Annotated in this window: 23 protein-coding genes and 2 tRNA genes; 16 read left to right on the top strand and 9 right to left on the bottom strand. The window is 69.1% G+C overall.

Annotation, left to right across the window (positions count from 1 at the left end; genetic code table 11):
- The first annotated feature begins 23 nt into the window (after window positions 1–23).
- From LC438_RS05325 to LC438_RS05370, 10 genes are all read left to right on the top strand, one after another.
- Window positions 24–221 (top strand): DUF4244 domain-containing protein, encoded by a 198-nt coding sequence (locus tag LC438_RS05325; RefSeq protein ID WP_105674079.1) that lies wholly within the window; start codon window positions 24–26, stop codon window positions 219–221.
- Complete coding sequence (locus LC438_RS05330) at window positions 221–571, top strand: TadE family type IV pilus minor pilin (RefSeq protein ID WP_223586033.1); 351 nt, start codon at window positions 221–223, stop codon at window positions 569–571. The genes LC438_RS05325 and LC438_RS05330 overlap by 1 nt, the downstream gene beginning before the upstream one ends.
- Window positions 571–900, top strand: a complete 330-nt coding sequence (locus LC438_RS05335; RefSeq protein WP_105674075.1) for a helicase — start codon at window positions 571–573, stop codon at window positions 898–900. Before LC438_RS05330 ends, LC438_RS05335 begins: the two co-directional genes overlap by 1 nt.
- Window positions 901–978: 78 nt before the next feature.
- Window positions 979–3813 (top strand): type I DNA topoisomerase, encoded by a 2835-nt coding sequence (gene topA / locus LC438_RS05340; RefSeq protein WP_223586034.1) that lies wholly within the window; start codon window positions 979–981, stop codon window positions 3811–3813.
- The gene (gene tmk / locus LC438_RS05345) at window positions 3810–4439 is read left to right on the top strand and encodes a dTMP kinase (protein WP_105674071.1); all 630 of its coding nucleotides are present in this window, start codon (window positions 3810–3812) and stop codon (window positions 4437–4439) included. Before topA ends, tmk begins: the two co-directional genes overlap by 4 nt.
- 49 nt (window positions 4440–4488) lie before the next feature.
- Entirely contained in the window at window positions 4489–5646 is a 1158-nt protein-coding gene (locus tag LC438_RS05350; RefSeq protein WP_105674069.1) for a DNA polymerase III subunit delta', read from the top strand.
- 35 nt (window positions 5647–5681) lie between these two features.
- Window positions 5682–7199 (top strand): alpha/beta hydrolase, encoded by a 1518-nt coding sequence (locus LC438_RS05355; RefSeq protein WP_223586035.1) that lies wholly within the window; start codon window positions 5682–5684, stop codon window positions 7197–7199.
- A gap of 51 nt (window positions 7200–7250) precedes the next feature.
- A tRNA-Thr gene (locus LC438_RS05360) sits at window positions 7251–7326 on the top strand.
- Window positions 7327–7387: 61 nt separating this feature from the next.
- Window positions 7388–7969, top strand: a complete 582-nt coding sequence (locus LC438_RS05365) for an isochorismatase family protein (RefSeq protein ID WP_223586036.1) — start codon at window positions 7388–7390, stop codon at window positions 7967–7969.
- Window positions 7966–8508 (top strand): DUF1697 domain-containing protein, encoded by a 543-nt coding sequence (locus LC438_RS05370; protein WP_223586037.1) that lies wholly within the window; start codon window positions 7966–7968, stop codon window positions 8506–8508. The genes LC438_RS05365 and LC438_RS05370 overlap by 4 nt, the downstream gene beginning before the upstream one ends.
- Here LC438_RS05370 and LC438_RS05375 read toward each other — a convergent pair.
- Window positions 8498–8698: a hypothetical protein gene (locus LC438_RS05375; RefSeq protein ID WP_223586038.1), complete on the bottom strand. Its 201-nt coding sequence runs from the start codon at window positions 8696–8698 to the stop codon at window positions 8498–8500. The genes LC438_RS05370 and LC438_RS05375 overlap by 11 nt on opposite strands.
- A 25-nt stretch (window positions 8699–8723) precedes the next feature.
- Between LC438_RS05375 and LC438_RS05380 the strand changes: the two genes are divergently transcribed.
- The gene (locus tag LC438_RS05380) at window positions 8724–9245 is read left to right on the top strand and encodes a CGNR zinc finger domain-containing protein (RefSeq protein ID WP_223586039.1); all 522 of its coding nucleotides are present in this window, start codon (window positions 8724–8726) and stop codon (window positions 9243–9245) included.
- A gap of 30 nt (window positions 9246–9275) precedes the next feature.
- Here LC438_RS05380 and LC438_RS05385 read toward each other — a convergent pair.
- Together LC438_RS05385 and LC438_RS05390 are read right to left on the bottom strand one after the other, a co-directional pair.
- Window positions 9276–9348, bottom strand: a tRNA-Lys gene (locus LC438_RS05385).
- A gap of 129 nt (window positions 9349–9477) precedes the next feature.
- Complete coding sequence (locus LC438_RS05390) at window positions 9478–10137, bottom strand: fasciclin domain-containing protein (RefSeq protein WP_105674057.1); 660 nt, start codon at window positions 10135–10137, stop codon at window positions 9478–9480.
- Between the two features lie 144 nt (window positions 10138–10281).
- Between LC438_RS05390 and LC438_RS05395 the strand changes: the two genes are divergently transcribed.
- From LC438_RS05395 to LC438_RS05415, 5 genes are all read left to right on the top strand, one after another.
- Complete coding sequence (locus LC438_RS05395; protein ID WP_223586040.1) at window positions 10282–11994, top strand: cytochrome c biogenesis protein DipZ; 1713 nt, start codon at window positions 10282–10284, stop codon at window positions 11992–11994.
- 30 nt (window positions 11995–12024) lie between these two features.
- Window positions 12025–12624 carry an ECF RNA polymerase sigma factor SigK gene (gene sigK, locus LC438_RS05400; protein ID WP_223586041.1) on the top strand — a complete coding sequence of 200 codons (600 nt, stop codon included), beginning with the start codon at window positions 12025–12027 and terminating at the stop codon, window positions 12622–12624.
- Window positions 12621–13472: an anti-sigma factor gene (locus tag LC438_RS05405; RefSeq protein WP_223586042.1), complete on the top strand. Its 852-nt coding sequence runs from the start codon at window positions 12621–12623 to the stop codon at window positions 13470–13472. Before sigK ends, LC438_RS05405 begins: the two co-directional genes overlap by 4 nt.
- 29 nt (window positions 13473–13501) lie before the next feature.
- Complete coding sequence (locus tag LC438_RS05410; protein ID WP_223586043.1) at window positions 13502–14131, top strand: DNA-directed RNA polymerase subunit beta; 630 nt, start codon at window positions 13502–13504, stop codon at window positions 14129–14131.
- 181 nt (window positions 14132–14312) lie between these two features.
- Window positions 14313–15197: an aminodeoxychorismate lyase gene (locus LC438_RS05415; protein WP_105674049.1), complete on the top strand. Its 885-nt coding sequence runs from the start codon at window positions 14313–14315 to the stop codon at window positions 15195–15197.
- A 197-nt stretch (window positions 15198–15394) separates the two neighbouring features.
- On the opposite strand, the gene pstB is transcribed toward LC438_RS05415, so the two are convergent.
- From pstB to LC438_RS05445, 6 genes are all read right to left on the bottom strand, one after another.
- On the bottom strand, window positions 15395–16174 hold the full coding sequence (pstB, locus tag LC438_RS05420; protein WP_105674047.1) for a phosphate ABC transporter ATP-binding protein PstB: 780 nt from the start codon (window positions 16172–16174) through the stop codon (window positions 15395–15397).
- Between the two features lie 23 nt (window positions 16175–16197).
- The gene (gene pstA / locus LC438_RS05425; protein WP_105674045.1) at window positions 16198–17295 is read right to left on the bottom strand and encodes a phosphate ABC transporter permease PstA; all 1098 of its coding nucleotides are present in this window, start codon (window positions 17293–17295) and stop codon (window positions 16198–16200) included.
- A 1-nt stretch (window position 17296) separates the two neighbouring features.
- Window positions 17297–18247 carry a phosphate ABC transporter permease subunit PstC gene (gene pstC, locus LC438_RS05430; RefSeq protein ID WP_105674043.1) on the bottom strand — a complete coding sequence of 317 codons (951 nt, stop codon included), beginning with the start codon at window positions 18245–18247 and terminating at the stop codon, window positions 17297–17299.
- 91 nt (window positions 18248–18338) lie between these two features.
- On the bottom strand, window positions 18339–19448 hold the full coding sequence (gene pstS, locus LC438_RS05435; RefSeq protein ID WP_223586044.1) for a phosphate ABC transporter substrate-binding protein PstS: 1110 nt from the start codon (window positions 19446–19448) through the stop codon (window positions 18339–18341).
- A gap of 162 nt (window positions 19449–19610) precedes the next feature.
- Window positions 19611–20591 (bottom strand): NUDIX hydrolase, encoded by a 981-nt coding sequence (locus LC438_RS05440; protein ID WP_105674041.1) that lies wholly within the window; start codon window positions 20589–20591, stop codon window positions 19611–19613.
- Entirely contained in the window at window positions 20588–22753 is a 2166-nt protein-coding gene (locus tag LC438_RS05445) for an RNA degradosome polyphosphate kinase (protein ID WP_223586045.1), read from the bottom strand. Before LC438_RS05445 ends, LC438_RS05440 begins: the two co-directional genes overlap by 4 nt.
- Between the last annotated feature and the right edge of the window lie 47 nt (window positions 22754–22800).

The following is a 22800-nucleotide window of genomic DNA, read 5'->3' on the forward strand; positions in this document are numbered from 1 at the left end:
CCACACAGAAAGAAAGGAACACCATGACCACCATCCCTCCTCTCACCCGTCGCCGCGCCGCGCAGCTGTTCGGCGACGACACCGGAGCCGCGACCGCGGAGTACGTCATCACGACGATGGCCGCCGTCGCATTCGCGGGCGCACTCATCTTCGTCCTGCGCTCCGACGAGGTGCGCGGCATCCTCACCGACATGGTGCGCCGGTCGTTGACGGTGTCGTGATGCCTCGTCGCCTCGGCGCCGGCTGCGATCGCGGATCCGTCGCCGCCGAACTCGCCCTCGCTCTGCCCGCGGTCGTCCTCACGATCCTGCTCGGTGCGGGAGCCCTGAGCGCCGCTGCGCGCCAGGTGTCGCTGCAGGATGCCGCAGCCGACGCCGCACGAATCCTCGGCCGCGGAGAGGGGGCCGGAGCCGCGGCCGGAGCGGTGACCGCTGCTGTTCCCGGTGCGGGGGTCGCCAGCCGCGACGACGGCGGACTGGTCTGCGTCACCGCGAGCGTCGACGTCGCGATCGGCGGCGTCCTCACGCTGCCGATGCGCGCGTCGAGCTGCGCCCTGAGCGGCGGCCGCTGATGGCCGGTTCGGTGCTGGCCGCCGGCGTCCTCGTCGTCGCGGCCGGGCTGTCTCTCGGGCTCGCCGCCGTCGGCGGGGCGGCTGTGACGGCGCAGCGCGCGGCCGGTGCAGCCGACGCGGCGGCGCTCGCGGCGGCGGATGCAGCCTCCGGCGCCGTCGCGGCGTCGGAGGAGCCCTGCGCCCTCGCCGCGCGCGTCGCGGCGGCCTCCGATGCTGTGCTCACCGTGTGCGTCCTGGAGGGGCTCGTGGCGACCGTCCAGGTCGAGGCGGCGTACGCTGGACTCGCTGCCGTCTCCCGAGCCCGAGCAGGGCCACCCGAGGGGAGTTGACGGCGGAACGTACACGAACCACTGCGACGAACCCATCGCGGTGGTGTGTATGGTGTGCTTCGAAGAAAGGACGCACCCTTGGCTGAAGGCAAGAAGCTCGTCATCGTCGAGTCCCCGACGAAGATGCGGTCGATTCAGGGATACCTCGGCGACGGCTACGAGGTGCTCAGCTCCGTCGGCCACATCCGCGATCTCGCGGACAAGAAGGACATCCCGGCCGCCGACAAGCAGGCGTACGGGAAGTACTCGATCGACGTCGACAACGACTTCGACCCCTACTACGTGGTGTCCGACCGCAAGACCAAGACGGTCGCCGAACTCAAGCGAGCTCTGAAGACGGCGGACGAGCTCCTGCTCGCCACCGATGAAGACCGCGAGGGCGAGGCGATCGCCTGGCACCTGCTCGAGACGCTGAAGCCGAAGGTTCCCGTCAAGCGCATGGTGTTCCACGAGATCACCAAGGACGCGATCCAGGCGGCCGTCGGCAACACCCGTGAGCTCGACATCGACCTCGTCGACGCGCAGGAGACCCGCCGCATCCTCGACCGCCTCTACGGGTGGGACGTCTCGCCCGTGCTCTGGTACAAGGTCAAGACCGGCCTCTCCGCCGGACGCGTGCAGTCCGCCGCGACCCGCATGATCGTCGACCGCGAGCGCGAGCGCATGGCGTTCGTGTCGGCGGACTACTGGGACGTCGAGGCTCTCGCGTCCTCGGCATCCGCCTTCAAGGTGCGGCTGGTGCGCGTCGACGGCGGACAGCTCGCCCGCGGCACCGACTTCGACGACCTCGGAAAGCTGAAGAAGGCCGTCGTCGTCCTCGATGAGAAGAAGGCCGCGGCTCTCGCGATCGCCGTGGACGCCGCCGGCGCCGGCACGGTGACCAAGGTCGAGGCGAAGCCCGGAACGCGCAGCCCCTACGCCCCGTTCACCACCTCCACGATGCAGCAGGAGGCCGGACGCAAGCTCTCCATGAGCGCGAAGCAGGCGATGAGCGTCGCCCAGCGCCTCTACGAGAAGGGCTTCATCACCTATATGCGCACCGACTCCACGGCGCTGAGCACCCAGGCGGTGCAGGCGGCGCGGAACCAGGCGGTCTCGCTCTACGGCGACGCGGCCGTGCCGCTCAAGCCGCGCGTCTACAAATCCAAGAGCAAGAACGCCCAGGAGGCGCACGAAGCGATCCGCCCCTCGGGCGAGACCTTCCGCACTCCGGCCTCGGTCTCCTCACAGCTCGACCGTGAAGAGCAGCGCCTCTACGACCTCATCTGGAAGCGCACCGTCGCCAGCCAGATGTCCGACGCGAAGTACGAGACCACGACCGTCACGATCGCCGTCGACGCCGCCGGGCAGAAGGCCGAGTTCACGGCATCCGGTACTGTCTACACCTTCAAGGGCTTCCTGGAGGCGTACGAGGAGGGGCGCGACGAGAAGCGCAGCGACAGCGACGCGGCCGACGACCAGTCCCTGCCGGCGGTCGCCGTCGGCGATGAGCTGCGGATGACGGACGCCGAGGCCAAGGGCCACCGCACCACCCCGAAGCCGCGCTACACCGAGGCGTCGCTGGTCAAGGCGCTGGAGGAGCACGGCATCGGCCGTCCGTCCACGTTCGCCAGCATCATCGGCACCGTGATCGATCGCGGCTACGCGACCAAGCGCGGACAGGCCCTCGTTCCGACCTGGCTCGCGTTCAGCGTCGTGCGTCTGCTCGAGGAGCACTTCGCCGACCTCATCGACTACGACTTCACCGCGGCTCTGGAAGACGACCTCGACGCGATCGCCAGGGGCGAGCAGAAGCGCGTCGAGTGGCTGAAGTCCTTCTACTTCGGTACGGAGTCGCAGGTGGGGCTGCGTCAGGTCGTCGACAACCTCGGCGAGATCGATGCGCGCGCGCTCAACTCCACGCGCATCACGGACACGGCGACGCTGCGCTTCGGGAAGTACGGCCCCTACCTCGAGGTCGCGAACCCGGAGGCTCCCGACGAGAAGCCGCGCATCGTGAACGTCCCGGAGGATCTCGCGCCGGACGAGCTCACCGCGGCCAAGGCACAGGAGCTCATCGAGGCCCCCGTCGCCGGCGACCGCGTGCTCGGCGAGAACCCGGAGAACGGCAAGATCATCGTCGTCAAGGACGGACGATTCGGCCCCTACGTCCAGGAGAACGACCCGGTGTCCGACGATGCCGGTGTCGACGCGTCGACCGGCGAGGTCGTCGAGGCGCCGAAGCCCACCCGCGGCAAGAGCGCCAAGAAGGACACGGCTCCCAAGCCTCGCACCGGTTCGCTGTTCCGCTCGATGTCCGTGGACACGATCGACCTCGACACCGCACTCCAGCTGCTGAGCCTGCCGCGCGTCGTCGGCGTCGACCCCGAGTCCGGCGACGAGATCACGGCGCAGAACGGCCGGTACGGTCCCTACCTCAAGAAGGGCGCCGATTCGCGGTCCCTCGAGAGCGAATCGCAGATCTTCGACGTCACACTGGACCAGGCGCTCGCGATCTACGCGCAGCCGAAGTACGGCGCCGGCGCGCGTCGTGCATCGAGCGCGCTCGCAGAGTTCGACGCCGACCCCGTCAGCGGCAAGCCGATCCGCATCCGCGACGGACGCTTCGGGGCCTACGTCACCGACGGGGAGACGAACGTCACGATCCCGCGGGGGCAGAAGACCGAGGACATCACGTTCGAGATCGCCGTCCAGATGCTCGCCGACAAGCGTGCGAAGGGTCCGGCCCCGAAGCGCGGCGCTGCGGCGAAGAAGGCCCCGGCGAAGAAGGCCCCCGCCAAGAAGGCGCCAGCGAAGAAGGCGGCGGCCAAGAAGGCGCCGACGGATGCCGAGAAGGCGGCCGCTCGCTCGGCTGCGGCGAAGAAGGCCGCGGCGACGCGCGCTGCCAACGCCGCGAAGAAGGCGGGCTCGTGACCGCAGGTCGCGGGGTCTGGATCACTCTCGAAGGCGGAGACGGCTCGGGCAAGACCACGCAGGCGAACCTGCTCGCGGGCTGGCTGACGGATGCCGGGCATGCGGTGCTGCGCACCAGGGAGCCCGGCGGCTCCGAGGTGGGCGAGCTGATCCGCAACATCGTGCTGCACCACCGCGGAGACATCGCCCCTCGGGCCGAAGCGCTGCTGTACGCCGCGGATCGGGCACATCATGTCGCGACGGTCGTGCGCCCGGCGCTCGACCGCGGAGAGGTCGTCCTGCAGGACCGCTACCTCGACTCGTCCGTCGCGTATCAGGGTGCAGGGCGCGTGCTGGACGGCGACGAGATCCGCGAGCTGTCCCTGTGGGCCACCGAGGGGGCGCTTCCCGATCTGACCGTGCTGCTCGACCTCGATCCGGAGGCCGCGCGAGAGCGGCTCGACTCGGACGACAAGCCGTTCGACCGGCTCGAGGCGGAGAAGACCGAGTTCCACTCCCGAGTGCGCGACGCGTACCTCCGCCTGGCCGACGCCGAGCCCGAGCGGTTCCTGGTGCTCGACGCCGCGGCATCCGCTGATGAGATCGCCGCGGCGATCCGCGTCCGCGTGGAGTCGCTCCTCGGCTGAGCCCTGCCTCCAGGGAGTCGGTGTCGGCGCCGCAGGTTACGCTGAGTACATGCCCCAGACCGTCGCCGCCGAGTTCCCGTGGGGCGATGTGTGGGGGCAGGATGCCGCCGTCGAGACGCTCCGCGGCGCCGCATCCGACCCGGCTGCGCTGTCGCACGCGTGGCTGATCACGGGCCCCCCGGGGTCGGGGAGGTCCACCCTCGCCCACGCGTTCGCCGCGGCGCTCGTGGCCGACACCCCCGAAGACGAGTCGTCCATGCGGCAGGTGCTGGCGGGCACCCATCCCGACGTGACCGCCCTGCGCACCGACAAGGTCATCATCACCATCGCCGAGGCGCGCGCACTCGTCGAGCGCTCCTACTTCGCGCCCTCGGCCGGGCGGTACCGCGTCATCGTCGTCGAGGATGCCGATCGCATGGTCGAGCGCACCTCGAACGTGCTGCTGAAGGCCCTCGAAGAGCCGCCGGAGCAGACCGTGTGGATCCTGTGCGCTCCGAGCGAGGCCGATCTGCTGCCGACGATCCGATCCCGGGTCCGCTCGCTGCGGCTGCGCGAGCCCGACGTCGCCGACGTCGCGCGGCTGATCAGTCTGCGCACGGGCGCCGACGCGGCCGTCGCCGAGCAGTCCGCCCGTCACGCGCAGCGTCACATCGGCATGGCTCAGCGCCTCGCCACAGACGACGCCGCTCGACGTCGTCGCGACGAGACGCTGCGCTCGGTGCTCAGCGTCCGAGGGGTCGGCGACGCCGTGGAGGTCGCCGGGCGCATCATCCAGGCGGCCACGGAAGACGCGAAGACCCTCACGGCCGAGCGTGACGCCGCGGAGCGCGCCTCACTGCTGCGCACCGTGGGCATCGCCGAGGGGCAGGCCGTGCCGCCGGCGCTGCGCTCGCAGCTGTCCGCGCTCGAAGACGATCAGAAGAAGAGGGCGACGCGCAGCCTGCGCGACGGCATCGACCGCGTGCTCACCGATCTGCAGTCGATGTTCCGCGATGTCGTGATGCTGCAGTTCGGTCGCGGCGACGACCTCATCAACCGCGAACTGCGCGCCGAGCTGAGCGCGCTCGCGGATGCCTGGCCGGAGACACGTACTCTGGTCGTACTTGACCACCTTGCCGAGACACGCCAGTCGCTGGAGCGCAACGTCGCACCGCTGCTCGCCCTGGAGAGCTTGCTCGTGACCGTCACGAGCGGGAGGACACCGTGAACAACAGACCGACTTCCCGTTTCCGACGCGCCGCGATGGTGGTCGCTGGGCTCGCCGCGGCATCCGTCATGCTGTCCGGCTGCCTGTACTCGATGATCCCCGAGCAGTCGTCGTCGAAGCCGTCGGCGACCAACGCTCCCGACACCGAGGGCGTCGCTGAGAACCTGCTGCGCTTCTACGGGCAGACCCTCACCTGGACCGAATGCGGCACGGGCTTCGACTGCACCGACGTCACGGCGCCGCTCGACTGGGAGAACCCCGGCGACGGCGAGATCACGCTGTCGGTGATCCGTCACCAGGCGTCGGGCACGGCGAAGGGCTCGCTGCTCACGAACCCCGGCGGTCCCGGTGCGAGCGGTGTCGACCTCATCCAGAACAGCCTCGACTACGCCGTCGGCGCCGACCTGATCGCGAACTACGACGTGATCGGCTTCGATCCGCGCGGCGTCGGCCGGTCGACCGCAGTGACCTGCTTCGACGCGGCGGGCATGGACGACTACCTGTACTCCATCCCCGCGGCTCCCCGCGGAAGCGCCGAGTGGGAGACCGAGCTCCTCGCCGCCCACAAGAAGTTCGCCGAGGCGTGCGAGGCGAACAGCAACGGCATCCTGCCGTTCATCACGACCATCAACGCGGCGCGCGACATGGACCTGATCCGCGGCGTCCTCGGCGACAAGAAGCTGAACTACCTCGGCTACTCCTACGGGACGTTCCTCGGCGCGACCTACGCAGAGCTGTACCCGGAGCGCGCCGGCCGACTCGTCCTCGACGGGGCGATCGACCCCGCCGTCTCCGGACTCGAGGTGAGCGCGACGCAGGCCATCGGCTTCGAGTCCGCGCTGCGTGCGTACATGAAGAGCTGCCTCGACTCGGGGAAATGCCCCTTCAACGGCTCGGTCGATGAGGCCATGACCGATCTCGGAGCGCTGCTCGCGAGCGTCGACGCCTCTCCGCTGAAGAACGGCGACGGTCGGCGGATGGGTGCGGATGCACTGATGACAGGGATCATCGCTGCGCTGTACTCGGAAGACAGCTGGAGCTACCTCACCGATGCGCTGAGCGGAGCGCTGCAGGGCGACCCGTCGATCGCGTTCCAGCTCGCGGACTTCTACAACGGCCGTGAGAACGGCACATACGCCGACAACTCCAGCGAGGCGTTCCGCGCGTACAACTGCATGGACTATCCGGTGGAGGATGACCCCGCGGCCGAGGCCGCGTCGACGGCGAAGATCGCCGAGGGCGCGCCGACCATCGCCAAGTACTGGGACGGCCCGGACTCCTGTTCGGTCTGGCCGTACCCGCCGACCGGCACGCGCGGGGAGATCCACGCCAAGGGTGCGGGGCCGATCCTCGTCGTCGGCACCACCAACGACCCGGCGACGCCGTACGAGTGGTCGGAGTCGCTCGCCAAGCAGCTCGACGAGGGCGTGCTGATCACCCGCGTCGGGGAGGGCCACACCGGCTACAACAAGGGCAACACGTGCGTGGACAAGGCCGTCGAGGCCTTCTTCCTGGACGACACGGTGCCCGAGAACGGCCTGCGCTGCGAGTGATGCCGGCTCGATTCGCGAGCGCGCTCCGAAACAGGTAATATCGGAGACCGCGCCGCTTTAGCTCAGTCGGCAGAGCATTTCACTCGTAATGAAAAGGTCGTCAGTTCGATTCTGACAAGCGGCTCCAGCAGGCCCCGTGATGAAGATCACGGGGCCTTTTGGTTTCCCGAGCGCGTACCCTCGGAATCATGAGCAGAGCGCTTCTCATCGTCGATGTGCAGAACGACTTCACCGAGGGCGGTGCGCTGGCCGTGGAGGGCGGGGATGCCGTGGCATCCGCGATCTCCACGTTCCTGACCGAGCACGCCGCCGACTACCGTGTCATCGTCGCGTCGCGCGACTGGCACGACGCCGACGGCGACAACGGCGGGCACTTCTCCGAACAGCCCGACTTCGTCGACACGTGGCCGGTGCACTGTGTCGCCGACACCGACGGTGCGGCCTACGACCCGCTCCTGGCGACGGATGCCGTCACGCATCACGTCCGGAAGGGGCAGGGGCGGCCCGCGTACTCGATGTTCGAGGGGACGACGGATGCCGGAGAGACCGTGTCCGCGGTGCTGACGGAGTTCGGCGTGCTGAGTGCGGACGTCGTGGGCATCGCCACGGACCACTGCGTGCGCGCGTCGGCCCTGGACGCGATCGCACACGGCGTCCAGGTGCGGATACTCACCGACCTCGTCGCAGGGGTCGCTCCGGAGCCCAGCGCCGCGGCTCTCGCCGAGCTCGCGCACGCCGGCGCCGTGCTCATCGAGAGCGCGGAGGCGTGACCGCGGAGCGCTGCGCACTGCTCCTGCGCGCGGTGAACGTCAGCGGACGCAACAGGGTGCCCATGGCCGAGCTGCGTGAGCTGCTGGGCGCGCGAACGGCTCTGACGACCGTCTCCACGTACATCGCGAGCGGCAACATCCTGTGCGACGCGCCCGCCGACCTCGGTGCGGCGTGTGCGGAGGTGCGGGCGCTGATCGCGGAGGCGTTCGGGGTCGACACTCCGGTGATCGCCCGGAGTCACGCCGAGCTCGAGGTCGCGCTCGCAGAGAACCCGTTTCCGGATGCGGCGCAGGACAAGATGCTGCACGCGATGTTCCTGGAGTCGGAGCCGGCCGAGGGTGCCGTCGACGCTCTGACGGAGCGGCTCGTCGCGGGGGAGCGGATCGCGCTGATCGGCCGGGACCTCTGGATCGACTACGACGAGGGCGGCGTGCAGAACACCAAGCTCACCAAGGCCGTCCTCGACCGTGCGCTCGGGGTGGCCGGCACGGCGCGGAACCTCCGCACCGTGCGCACGCTCACCGAGCTCACGACCTGAGAGCGCGGCTCAGCGCGACCGGCGGCGTCTGCGGATGCGCCTGCACGTCGACTCGACGGACGCCGCACCCGTCGCAGCGGACGTAGAGCACGAGGCCCTCGCTGGTCGGATGCCGCGAGTCGACGAGCCAGGCGTGCTCGTGAACGGGGGCGGTCTGGCGGGGGATCGGAAGTGTGTGCAGGGAGGTCATGCATCCAGCGTGATGTAATGGCCTTATGCATCTCAACCCTTACGGTGAGTACGCGGTCCTCCTGGCGGCATCCCTCGCCAACGACTGGCCGGCCGACCGCGCCGGAATCGAGGCGCGCACGCGGGAGTTCGGGATGACGATGGACTTCCCCGACGAACCCGACGACCACGAGCTGACGCGCAGGGTGATCGACGAGTGGCTGCGCGTCGTCGACGCCGAGCCCGGGCGGCCACGAGCGGAGCTGCTGAACGCGCAGATGGCGACGGCGGCCGCCTATCCGCGACTCACGGATCATCACGATGAGGGCTGGCACCTGCATTACCGAGACGACGGCCAGCGGCTCGCGTTCGTCCTGAGGGCGGTGATCTCCGTGGGCACGGCCCTGCACCTGTCGACCCGGGGCATGTCGCGTCTGCTCCGCTGCGAGGCCGAGCCCTGCACGAACGTCGTGGTCGACGTGACCCGCAACGGGCGACAGCGATTCTGCTCGGTGCGATGCGCGAACCGCGCCGCCGTGCGCCGCCATCGCGCACGCGGAGGAGACTAGTCGCCCGTCGCTTCGCGCTCAGGTTCACGGTGGGCCCCGTGGGGCTCGAACCCACGACCCGCGGATTAAAAGTCCGATGCTCTGCCAACTGAGCTAGAGGCCCGTGTCCTCTCAGTCTAGTGTGCGCGAAAAGGGCCGCCGGCGACTCCCCGCACCGGCGGCCCTTCTTCCCTCTCGTCGTCCTCCCCCGAGGGACGAGAGGCGCCGAGAACCCCGCTCGGCGTCCCGCGCCTTACTGGGCCGGGGGCATCAGCACGGAGTCGATCAGGTACACCGTGGCGTTCGCGGTCTGCACGCCGCCGCAGATGACCTTCGCGTCGTTGACCATGAGGTCGTCTCCGCTGCCGGTCACGGTGAGGTCGGCGCCCTGGACGGTCTTGTGCGTGCCGTCGATGTCGGACGGCTCGATCTGACCGGGGACCACGTGGTAGGTGAGGATCGACGACAGCGTCGCGCTGTCGGTCTTGAGTCCGTCGATCGTCGCCGCGTCGATCTTCGCGAACGCGTCATCCACCGGGGCGAAGACGGTGAACTCGCTGCCGTTGAGGGTGTCGACGAGGTTCACGTCCGGGTTGAGCTGACCGCTCACCGCGGCGACGAGCGTCTTCAGCATCGGGTTGTTGGATGCGGCGACCGCCACGGGGTCCTGAGACATCCCCTGAATGGATCCGGCTCCTGACGGAACCGCGTCGGCGTATGCCGCGCATCCGGGGCCGACGAGATTCGCCGCCGGGTCCATCGTCTCGGGTGCCGACGACTCAGACGACTCCGGCGCCGACGGCTTCGTCGTCTCCTCGGCCGGGGTGCTGCCCATGGTGCAGGCGGAGAGCAGGAATGCGCTCGCCAGCGTGAGGGTGACTGCTGCGGTGACCTTCTTCTTGGTGCTGAACATCTCGAGCTCCTTCAGAACTGGGCCACGGTCCGTCCGTGGCGTCGACATCTGTTCGGAGCCCCTCGCCGATCGGATGGGAGAAAGTTCCGTCCAATCCGAAACGGGGGTCGAGAGCGAACAGAGGGCGACAGAAGCGAGGACCTCATGGACCTGATCATCATCGGCCTGCTCGGCGGGCTCATCACCGGAATCTCACCGTGCATCCTGCCCGTGCTCCCGGTCATCTTCCTCACGGGGGGAGCGCAGTCGGCGAAGTTCGACGGTGAGGTCGTGCCGGCGAAGCGCAGCCGGCCGTACCTGGTGATCGCGGGCCTGGTGCTGAGCTTCACGCTCGTCACCCTCGGCGGATCGCTCCTGCTCGGGCTGCTGAATCTCCCGCAGGACATCATCCGCTGGGTCGGCATCGCCGTGCTGGTCATCATCGGCGTCGGCCTCCTCGTGCCGAGGTTCGAGCGGATCCTCGAGCGCCCCTTCCAGCGCTTCGGCCAGCGGGAGGTCAAGAACCGGGGCAGCGGGTTCGGCGTCGGCCTCGCCCTCGGCGCCGTGTTCGTGCCGTGCGCGGGCCCCGTGCTCGCCGCCATCATCGTGGCCGGCTCCACGGGCCGCATCGGAATCGGGACGATCCTGCTCACCGTGTCCTTCGCGATCGGCGTCGCGGTGCCGCTCCTGGTGTTCGCCCTGGCCGGAAGGGGCGTCATAGAGCGCATCCGCGCCTTCCGCACCCGCGAGCGCGGCCTGCGCATCGCCGCGGGGATCGCGATGATCGCGCTCGCCGTGGGGCTGGTCTTCAACGTCCCGCAGGCGCTGCAGCGCCTTCTGCCCGACTACACGTCATCTCTGCAGCAGGGGCTGGCCGATTCCGATCAGGTGTCGGATGCTCTCGATCTCGGCGGCCTCGTGAACGACGAGAACAAGGATCTCGACAAGTGCACGAACGGCGCCGCCGAACTCGAATCCTGCGGCACGGCGCCCTCGATCAAGGGGATCCAGCAGTGGCTCAACACCCCTGGGGGTGAGGCCGTGGATCTGAAGAGCCTCCGCGGCAAGGTCGTGCTGATCGACTTCTGGGCGTACTCCTGCATCAACTGCCAGCGCTCGCTCCCGCATGTCGTCGCCTGGGATGCCGCGTACCGCGACCTGGGGCTCGAGGTCATCGGCATCCACTCCCCGGAGTACGCGTTCGAGAAGGATCCGGGCAACGTCGCCGCGGGAGTCGCCGACTTCGGCATCGACTACCCGGTCGCCCTGGACAACAACCTCGCGACGTGGACGAACTACCGCAACCGGTACTGGCCGGCGCACTACCTCATCGATGCGCAGGGGACCGTCCGCCACATCTCCTTCGGCGAGGGCAACTACGCCGCGACCGAGAAGCTCATCCGAGAGCTGCTGAAGGACGCCGATCCCGCTGTCCAGCTGCCCGCGGCGACGGATGTGGTCGATGAGACACCGGACGTCGGCTCGACGACGCGGGAGACGTTCCTCGGCTCCTCGAAGGACGTGAACTACGGCGGCGGCACGGAGTACCGCTCCGGCACCCGCGACTTCGCGCTCCCCGACAAGCAGCCGGACGACAGCTTCGCTCTCGGCGGAGGCTGGACGGTGGAGACGCAGTACGCGACGCCGTCCGGCGGTTCCGGCAGCATCCGCCTGAACTATCACGCCGCCGAGGTGCGCATGGTCGTCGCCGGCTCTGGCGAGGTCGTCGTGCGGGACGACAAGGGCAACGAGCAGCGCATCCGCGTCGACGGCACTCCGCGCTCCTACGCCCTGGAGAAGGCGGATGCCGTCGCCCAGGGGTCGTTCACCCTCGAGGTGCCCACCGGAGTGCAGGTCTATTCCTTCACCTTCGGGTGAGGTCTGCACGGGATCGAGAGGAGATGCGGCATGCTGGTGGAGATGGTCATCGACGGGGTGGACGTACCCGAGGACGGAACGGCGCGGGATGCCGTCGCCGATCTCCTCGGGCGCATCGCCGACGGCGACCAGGCGGCGTTCGCCGCGCTCTACGACACCCTGTCGCCCCGCGTGTTCGGTCTCATCCTCCGCGTGCTCGTCAACCGCTCGCAGAGCGAGGAGGTGCTCCAGGAGGTGTTCCTGGAGATCTGGCAATCCGCCGACCGCTTCGCTCCGAACAAAGGGCAGGGACGGACCTGGGTGATGACGATCGCCCATCGTCGAGCGGTGGACAGGGTGCGTGCATCCCAGTCCAGTGCCGATCGCGATGTGCGGGCGGGACTCAGGGACATCGGGGTGGCGCACGACAGCGTCGCCGAGCAGGTCGAAATGGGCATCGAGGGAGAGAAGGTCGTCGATGCGCTCTCGGGGCTACCCGAGGCGCAGCGGGAGGCTCTCGTCCTCGCCTACTACGGCGGATACAGTCAGAACGAGATCGCGGTGCTCGTGGGAGCACCGCTGGGGACGATCAAGACACGGATGCGAGACGGGCTCATGCGTCTCCGCAGCGCGATGGGGGTGACGGCATGAACGAGCAGGAGTTCGCAGAGCTCTCCGCGGCGGCGGCGCTGCACGCGCTGTCTCCCGATGACGAGCGACGGTTCCGCACCGCCCTGGCCGTGCACCCCGAATGGCGGCGAATCGCCCGAGCGGATGCCGAGGCCGCTGCCGCGCTCGCGCTGCCCGTCCCCCCGGTGACGCCTCCGACGGACATCCGCTCGGCTCTCCTCTCCGCCATCCCGGACGCGCCGCAGGGCGACCGGGAGACGGCGTCGGCTCCTCCTGCTCCGACCCCGGCCGCCGAGACCCGTGACAGGACCGATGACGGCGGCCGCGATGCCGCGAGCCGCCCGCACTCTTCTGCGGCTCTCCCGCAGGACACGCCCGCGGGGGACCCCCAGCCGGCTCCCCGTGAACGTCGTCGCGGACTGCGGAACCTCTTCGCGCTCGCCGCATGCCTCGTGCTGCTGGTCGGCATCGGCATGGGCGCGACCGCCCTGAGCTCCTATCTGAACCGGCCGGCGGACGTCGTCGCCCTGGAGCAGATCGAGGCATCAGGCGATGCGCAGCAGGCGGAGGTGCCCGTGGCAGCAGGCGGCAGCGCCACGGCGCACTGGTCGGCATCCCTGGGCAGGGCCGTGCTCGTCACGGAGGGCATCGCCGCTCCGGCCGACGGGCAGACGTACGAGCTGTGGTTCGTGCGCGGGGACACGGCGGTGTCGGCGGGCACGTTCTCCGTGGACGACGGGAAGGCCACCGCGGAGCTGCGCGGTGAGATGAAAGCGGGCGACGCGATCGCCGTGACGGTCGAGCAGTCCGGAGGATCACCCACCGGCGTCCCGACCTCAGACCCGGTCATCGTCATCCCCACCGCCTGAACGCTGCTCGACGCGCGTACCCTGGAGGGATGCCCGAGCAGCACCATCGCCCTGTGCGCCGCCCCACCAGCGCCTTCGACAACATCGTCGGTTCCCACGACCCCGCCGAGGAGACGCGGGTCGCGCACGCGACAGCATCCGCCCTGCTCACCAGGGTGCGTGCCGACGAGAGCGGCGTCAGCGCCGAGCGTCTCGTCGCGTTCACTGCCGAGCACGGCATCGACGAGATCGCGGAGCTGTGGTCGAAAGCCCCCTCCCGCACGCTCCCGGGTGCGCTGTGGCGGCTCTACGTGCTGCAGCTGGCGATCCACGGCGACCCGCAGACGGCGGCGCTGCTCTACGAGCGCGGACGCGTCGAGCTCGCGTCGGCCGACGCGGTCATCGCCGGAGCGCCGGTCCCGGCGAACCCCGACGAGCTCGTCGCCTTGATCGACACCATCCTGCGCGGCGCCTTCCGGGGCGACTTCGCGGTCGCGCTCGACAGGGCGGCTGCGTTCTGCCGCGTGCAGGCGTCGGGCGCGACGCACCTGGCCGACGACTACGAGGTGACGGAACCGGCGAGGGCGAGCGAGCTCACTACGAGGGCGCTGAGATTGAGCGCCTACGGGCAGGACCTGTCCGCGGCCGCGGTGCTGTGGCGGATGGACGCGCTGGCCTGACCGGAGACGTCAGGGCGGAGGAGGTCCGATGGGCCCGGGTATGAGAAGACCGGGCCGCAAGAACGCCTCTCGGCGGAAGGCCGCTCGCAGCGGCAAAAATTGGAGCCCGGGGTTATGCGGCCCGGCCGATCAAGTGTAACGCGATCTCGCCTCCGCTATTCCCGACCTCTAGGCTCGGATCATGACCCGGCGCTTCGCACTCATGATCGATCCCGTCGCCGCATCCGAGGAGCGCGCCGACTTCGCAGACACCTTCACGTTGGTGGATGCCGCGGCCCCCGCGCTCAGCGTGGGCGAGCTCAGCACCCAGCGCGGAGACGGCGTGTTCGAATCGATCGGCGTGGTCGACGGGCACGCGCAGGAGGTCGTGCCGCATCTGGAGCGACTCGCGCACTCCGCGCGGCTGTGCGACCTCCCGGCGCCTCATCAGGAGCAGTGGCGGCAGGCGGTCGCGGTCGCCGCGGCGGAGTGCGGCGAGGGGGAGGCCGTGATCAAGCTCATCCTCAGTCGTGGCGTCGAGCACGGGCCCACGCCGACGGCCTGGGTGACGGCGGCGCCCGCGGCGGACTTCTCGGCCGCGCGCGTGCACGGCATCCGCGTCGTGACGCTCGACCGCGGGTACGACCTGCACGTCGCCGAGCGTGCGCCGTGGCTGCTGCTGGGCGCCAAGACCCTCTCGTACGCGGTCAACATGGCGGCGCTGCGCGAGGCGCACCGTCGAGGTGCGGATGACGCGGTCTTCCTCTCCAGCGACGGATTCATCCTGGAGGCGCCGACCGCCTCGCTCATCCTCCGCTTCGGGGACCGCTTCGTCACGCCGGCGCCGAACGGCGGCATCCTGCACGGGACGACGCAGCTCAGCGTCTACGACCACCTCACGGCCCGCGGTTTCGAGGTCGGGTACGCCGAGATCCCGGCATCCGACCTCGCCACGGCGGATGCCGCCTGGCTCGTCTCGAGCGTCCGTCTCGCCGCTCCGATCACCGCGGTCGACGGGGTGGAGCTGCCCGTCGACTCCGCCCTCACGGCCGAGCTGAACGCATACCTCCTGTCTCCCCGCGACTGACCCCGGGGAGGTCGGGGGCTGATCCCGGAGAGTCGTCGTGCCGATTCCGGGCATAGATTCGGAACCCGTGTCCGAGCACAGCTTCGGAGAGGAACGAAGAAACGCCGTGCAGATCTCACGATCGCACGGCGTTTCTCATCCGGACTCCGAAGCTGTGCCCCCCCCGAGACGGAGGACCGAGCCAGAGCGGCCGGGGCTTATCCGAAGCGGCCGGAGACGTAGTCCTCGGTGGCCTGGACGGACGGAGTCGTGAAGATGCTCGTGGTGTTGTCGTACTCGATGAGCTTGCCGGGCTTGCCGGTGCCGGCGATGTTGAAGAAGGCCGTCTTGTCGGAGACGCGGGATGCCTGCTGCATGTTGTGCGTCACGATGACGATCGTGTACTCGGTCTTGAGCTCGCCGATCAGCTCCTCGATCGCGTAAGTCGAGATCGGGTCGAGGGCCGAGCAGGGCTCGTCCATCAGCAGCACGTCGGGGGAGACCGCGATGGCCCGCGCGATGCACAGACGCTGCTGCTGGCCGCCCGAGAGGCCGGAGCCCGGCTTGTCGAGACGGTCCTTGACCTCGTTCCACAGGTTCGCGCCCTGCAGGGACTTCTCCACCAGCGCGTCGGCGTCGGACTTCGAGATGCGCTTGTTGTTGAGCTTGACGCCGGCCAGCACGTTCTCGCGGATCGACATGGTGGGGAACGGGTTCGGGCGCTGGAAGACCATGCCCACCTGGCGGCGGACGGTCACCGGGTCGACGGTCGCGCCGTACAGGTCGTCTCCGTCGAGGAGCACCTGGCCCTCGACGCGAGCGCCGGGGATGACCTCGTGCATGCGGTTCAGCGTGCGGAGGAAGGTCGACTTGCCGCAGCCCGAGGGGCCGATGAACGCGGTGACGCTGCGCGGCTCGATGTCGAGAGAGACGCCCTCGACGGCGAGGAAGTCGCCGTAGTAGACGTTGAGGTCGTTGACTTCGATGCTCTTGGACACGTGAGGTTCCTTCGGGTTGTGGCTCAGCGGCCGGTCTTCGGGGCGAACACCTTCGCGACGATGCGCGCGACCAGGTTCAGCACCATGACGATGACGATCAGTGTGAGGGCGGCGGCCCAGGCGCGGTCCACGTAGGCCTCGGCGGGGATGCCCTGGTACGCGTACTGCGAGTAGATGAACACCGGCAGCGTCTGCATCCGTCCGCCGAAGAGGTTGTAGTTCATCGCGTCGGTGAAGCCGGCGGTGAGCAGCAGCGGAGCGGTCTCGCCGATGACGCGCGAGATGGCGAGCATGACGCCCGTCGTGATGCCGGCGATCGAGGTGGGAAGCACGACCTTCACGATCGTGAGCCACTTCGGCACGCCCAGCGCGTACGACGCCTCGCGCAGGTCGTTCGGCACCAGACGCAGCATCTCCTCGGTGGAGCGCACGACGACCGGGATCATCAGCACCGACAGCGCCACGGAGCCCATGATGCCCATGCGCACACCGGGGCCGAAGATCAGCGCGAACACGGCGTAGGCGAACAGACCGGCGACGATCGACGGGATGCCGGTCATCACGTCGACGAGGAAGGTGATGATCTTCGACATCCGCGTGCCCCGGCCGTACTCGACCAGGTAGACGGCCGTCATGAGGCCGATCGGCACGGAGATGATCGTGGCGGCGAGCGTGACGAGCAGCGTGCCCATGATGGCGTGCAGCGCTCCGCCGCCCTCGCCGAGCACTCCGCGCATCGAGGAGTTGAAGAACAGCGGATCGATGCGCGCGATGCCGTTGGAGATCACGGTCCAGCCGACCGAGACCAGCGGCACCATCGCGATGAGGAACGCGGAGGTGACCACGCCCGTGACGAAGCGGTCCAGCGCCTTGCGCGGCCCCTCGACGATGCGCGAGGTCACGTAGACGATGATCAGGTAGAGGATGGCGCCGACGACGAGGCTTCCGGCGATGTTGAAGGCGGATCCGGATGCCGCGGCCATCACGCCGAACGGTGCGGCGGCGACGACGAGCGCGATGCCGAGGAGGGCCCAGGGGGTCCAGCGGGGCAGGTGGCCGGAGGAGAGCGATGCGCGCGAGGTCTGGATCGCGCGAGGCGTCTGGGGGGCGATCACGGTCATGTCAGTTCGCTCCCGAGAATTCCTTGCGGCGGTTCACGAACCAGCGCGCGACCGCGTTCACCGCGAAGGTCACGATGAATAGGATCAGACCGGTCGCGATGAGGACGTTGATGTTCGTCTTGTAGGCCTCGGCGAAGGTGAGCGCGATGTTCGCGGCGATCGTCGAGGGGTTCGTCGAGGTGAGCATCTCGATCGTGACGGCCTTGCTCACGGAGAGGACCATGGCCACGGCCATCGTCTCGCCGAGGGCGCGTCCCAGGCCGAGCATCGATCCTGACACGATGCCGGAGCGGCCGAAGGGCAGCACGGCCATGCGGATCATCTCCCAGCGCGTGGCGCCGAGGGCGAGCGCCGCCTCCTCATGGAGGCGGGGGGTCTGCAGGAAGATCTCGCGGCAGATGGCCGTGATGATCGGCACCACCATGACCGCGAGCACGATCGCGGCGGTGAGGATGGTGCGTCCCGTCGGCGAGACGACCCCGCCGAAGAAGGGGATCCAGCCGAGGTTGGTGTTGAGCCAGACATAGACCGGCTGCACCGCGGGGGCGAGTACGAAGATGCCCCACAGGCCGAAGACGACGGAGGGCACCGCGGCCAGCAGGTCGACGACATAGCCGATGGTCTGCGCGAGGCGGCGCGGCGCGTAGTGGGTGATGAAGAGCGCCACGCCGAGCGACAGCGGCACGGCGATGAGCAGCGCGAGGAACGCGGCCCAGAGGGTTCCGAACAGCAGCGGGCCGACGTAGTCCCAGAAGCCGGTCGTCAGCAGTGATGCGGTCTCGTGGTCGGCGGTGAAGGCGGGAATGGACTGCACGATGAGGAAGATCGCGACCGCGGCGAGCGTGATCATGATCATGGAGCCGGCGGCGACCGCCGTGCCGGAGAACCAGATGTCGCCGGCGCGCTTCTTCGCGACGATGCGGGCTGGAGCCTCCGCTGTCGTGGCTGTCATGGGAGCTGCTTCCTGCTCGGTGATGTTCGGGTATCGGGTGCGGACAGACGGTGTCCGGGATGCCGTGGCACCCCGGACACCGTCTACTGGGTCACTTGATGAGGTCGATCGCGGCCTGCGCCTTGGTGCGCAGGTCGTCGGAGATCGGGGCGCTGCCGGCGTTCTTCGCGGCGGCGTCCTGGCCCTCGGCGCTGATGGCGGTCGTGAAGAACGCCTTGGTCAGGGCGGCGACGTTCTCGTCCTCGTACTCGGCGCAGGCGATCAGGTAGCTGACGAGGAGCACCGGGTAGGCGCCCTTCTCGGTCGTGGTGCGGTCGATCGCGAACGCGAGGTCGCCCTCGGTGCGGCCGTCCTCGACCTTGGAGGCGTCGAGGGTGATCGCGGCGCCCTCGGCGGAGTGCGCGACGAACTCGTCGCCGACCTTGACGCTGACCGATGCGAAGTCGGCGGCCTGCGAGGAGTCGATGTAGCCGATGAGGCCCTGGCCGCCCTTGACGGCGTTGGCGACGCCCGAGGTCTTCTCCGCGGACTCGCCGCCGAGCTCGGTCGGCCACTCCTCGACGCTGCCGAAGGTCCAGGCGTCGGGAGCGGTCTGGGCGAGGTAGTCGGTGAAGTTGCCCGTGGTGCCCGACTTGTCGGAGCGGTGCACCGGCGAGATCGCCAGGTCGGGGAGGTCGACGCCCTTGTTGGTCGCGGCGATCGCCGGGTCGTTCCACTTGGTGATCTTTCCGGCGAAGATGCCGGCGATGGTCTCGGGGTCGAGGTCGAGCGAGTCGATGCCGTCGAGCGTGAAGACGATGGCGATGGGGGAGACGTACGCGGGGACCTCGATGAGGTCGGAGCCGTCGACGCAGGCGCCGAAGCCGCCGGCCTTGACCTCGTCGGTCTTGAACGCCCGGTCGGAGCCGGCGAAGTTCACTGCGCCCTGCTGGAAGGACTCGCGGCCTGCGCCGGAGCCGGCCGGGTCGTACTCGACCACGGCGTCGGGGTTGGTCTTCTGGAACTCAGCGGTCCACGACTGGATGGCGACCTGCTGGGCCGAGGAGCCCGAGCCGACCAGCGAGCCCGAGAGAGCGGGGGCGTCGGACGTGGGAGCGTCGGTGGAGCCGCCGGTGCCGCCTTCGTTCGCGGCACAGCCGGCGAGAGCGAGGGCAGCGACGGCGCCGATGGCGCCGATTCGGGCGATGCGGGAGATCTTCACTGTGGATCCGTTCGATCGGGAATGGGAATGGGCCCGGTGCAGGGCACACAGTGACGCTAAGCGCGGCGGTTAACGAGATTCTCCCGCCCAGGTGAACGGAAGGTGAACGGCGGGCGACTCTCTGGATTCCCCTCCAGACGGGTCGCGGCATCCGAACGGGGTTCAGACCTTGGGGATGTGCGTCTCGATCGCGATGATCCCGGAGCCGGGATTGGATGCCGAGAGGTGCACGACCGAGAACGCGGCCGGTTCGAGAGCGGCGGCGCTGCTCACGTAGGAGCCGCGGATGGTGCCGGTCGCCAGGGCGATCTCGGTCAGGAGTCCTGGCAGGACGGGACCGTGGCTGCACAGGACGGCGGGCTTGCCCGAGCGCACGCGCTTGCCGATCACGCTGCGGAGATCGTCGGAGCCGTCCTCCCAGGCGTCCTGGCTGATCTTCGCGGTGAGGATGGGCTTGCGTCCGAGCGCCTTCGCGAGAGGGGCGACGGTGGCGACGCAGCGGACCGCGTCGCTCGTGACGATGCGTCGGACGCCGAAGGCCCGCAGGGGGCCGACGATCGACGCGGCCTGCCGGCGCCCGCGCTCGGTGAGCGGCCGAGCGGCATCCGCCTCGTCCCACTCGGAACGCGAGAGGGCCTTCGCGTGCCGCAGCGCGATCACGGGGAAGGTGCGCAGCACGCCGTCGTCGACGAGCGTGGAGAAGAAGTCGAGGATCTCGTGATCCACCGGGTAGCTCAGACGCGCCCGCGCCTTCTTCACGCTCACCCACTCGATCGCGGCGATCTCGCGGTTCGGAACGAACGTCGAGGCGCGGATCGCGTCCTCCGTCGCCTCGGCCGCCCAGTAGTGCACGACCTTCTGCTTGTTCGAGGGGAGGTGATAGCGGCTGACCCCGACGGGAACTCCGAGCGAGACGCGGATGCCGGTCTCCTCGTGCACCTCGCGCACGGCCGTCTCCGCGAGCATCTCGCCGGGATCGACCTTGCCCTTGGGGAGCGTCACGTCACGGTACTTGCCGCGGTGGATCAGCAGGATGCGGAGCTTGCCGTCGACGATGCGCCAGACCACGGCCCCGGCCGCGTACACGGCCTTGTCCGTCCACTTCGCCCGCGTGGGCGACGACTTCGTCTGCGGAGACGTCATCGAACCGCCCGTGCGCGGCGGCGCCGCTGGATCAACCCCATGGTCATATCCTGCAGGTCGACGAGCGGGTTGCCGTCGGCGTCTTCGGCGTGGCGCTGCCACACTCCCTCGGCCCCGAGGTGCCACGAGCTCGTGCCGGGGTCCATGGCGAGGTCGAAGAACGCCAGCAGCTCCTGCAGATGCTGCGGATCGGTGACGCGCACCAGGGCCTCGACGCGACGATCGAGGTTGCGGTGCATCATGTCGGCGCTGCCGATGTACACCTGGGGGTCGCCGTCGTTCTCGAAGGCGAAGATCCGGGAGTGCTCGAGATAGCGGCCCAGGATGCTGCGCACCGTGATGTTGTCGCTGATGCCCTCCAGATCGGTGCGGAGGCTGCAGATGCCGCGCACCCAGACCTCGACCTTCACGCCGGCCGCGCTCGCACGGTACAGGGCGTCGATGACCTCTTCGTCGACCATCGAGTTGACCTTGATGCGGATGCGCGCCGGCTTCCCCGCCTCGGCGTTCTTGCGCTCGCCGTCGATCTGGCGGAGCAGCCCCTTGCGCAGGTGGAGAGGAGCGACCAGCAGACGCTTGAACTTCTTCTCGATCGCGTAGCCGCTCAGCTCGTTGAACAGGCGCGTGAGGTCCTTGCCGACCTGCGGATCCGTCGTGAACAGTCCGAAGTCCTCGTAGATGCGGCTGGTCTTCGGGTTGTAGTTGCCCGTGCCGATGTGCGAGTAGTGACGCAGGACGCCGTCCTCTTCGCGGATGACGAGAGCGAGCTTGCAGTGCGTCTTCAGTCCGACGAGGCCGTAGACGACGTGCACGCCCGCCTTCTCCAGCTTGCGCGCCCACACGATGTTGTTCGCCTCGTCGAAGCGGGCCTTCACCTCGACGAGGGCGAGCACCTGCTTGCCGGCCTCGGCCGCGTCGATCAGGGCCTGCACGATCGGGCTGTCGCCGGAGGTCCGGTACAGCGTCTGCTTGATGGCGAGCACATGCGGGTCGCGGGCCGCCTGCTCCAGGAAGGCGACGACGCTGGTCGTGAACGACTCGTACGGGTGGTGCACGAGCACGTCGGACTTGCGGATCGCCTTGAAGATGTCGGCGCGCGTGTTGCTTCCGGTGGGCTGGAACGGGACGGCCGTGGTCGGCAGGTGGGGCGCGTAGCGCAGATCCGGTCGGTCGACGCGCGAGAGGCCGAACAGGCCGCGCAGGTCCAATGAACCGGGAAGGCGGTACACCTCCTGGTCGGTGATGTCGAGCTCGCGGACCAGCAGCTCGAGCGTGACGTCATCCATGTCATCCGTGATCTCGAGCCTGATCGGCGGACCGAACCGGCGCCGCATGAGCTCGGCCTCGAGGGCCTGGATGAGGTTCTCGCTCTCGTCCTCCTCGATCACCATGTCCTCGTTGCGGGTGAGGCGGAACGCGTGGTGGTCGAGGACCTCCATGCCGGGGAACAGGTCGCCCAGGTGGTTCGCGATGAGCTCTTCGAGGCGGATGAACCGTGTGATCTCGCTCTTCCCCGGCACCTCGACGAAGCGGGGGAGCATCGGCGGCACCTTGAGGCGCGCGAACTCCTGACGGCCGGTCCGGGCGTTGCGGATGCGGATCGCGAGGTTGAGCGACAACCCGGAGATGTAAGGGAAGGGGTGCGCGGGGTCGACGGCCAGCGGCATGAGCACGGGGAAGACCTGCGCCTGGAAGTACTCCGACAGGGCGGCGCGCTCGTCGGCGGTGAGCTCGTCCCAGTCGGCGATCTCGATGCCGGCATCGGCGAGAGCAGGACGGACCAGGCTCGTCCAGGCCTCGGCGTGCCGCAGCTGCAGGGCGTGCGCCTCGCGCGAGATGTCCGCGAGCGCGTCGACGGGCGAGCGGCCGATGTTGGTGGGCACGGCGAGACCCGTCATGATGCGGCGCTTGAGCCCGGCGATGCGCACCATGAAGAACTCGTCGAGGTTGCTCGCGAAGATCGCCAGGAAGTTCGCCCGCTCGAGCTCCGGAAGGCTCGGGTCCTCTGCCAGCTCCAGCACCCGCTGGTTGAACGCGAGCCAGCTCAGCTCGCGGTCGAGGTAGCGGTGGTCAGGGAGGAGCGAGTCGGGGGACTCGATGGCATCGAAGTCGTCGTCTTCGGAGTCACCGAGACCTGCGTCGGCGAGGGCGGGATCGATCATGGGGTACATCTAAGCACCGAGAGGTGACGCGCGTGTGAACGGAACGG

It is taken from the genome of Microbacterium sp. OVT16B (assembly GCF_019969705.1).
GTDB classification, from domain to species: Bacteria; Actinomycetota; Actinomycetes; order Actinomycetales; family Microbacteriaceae; genus Microbacterium; species Microbacterium natoriense.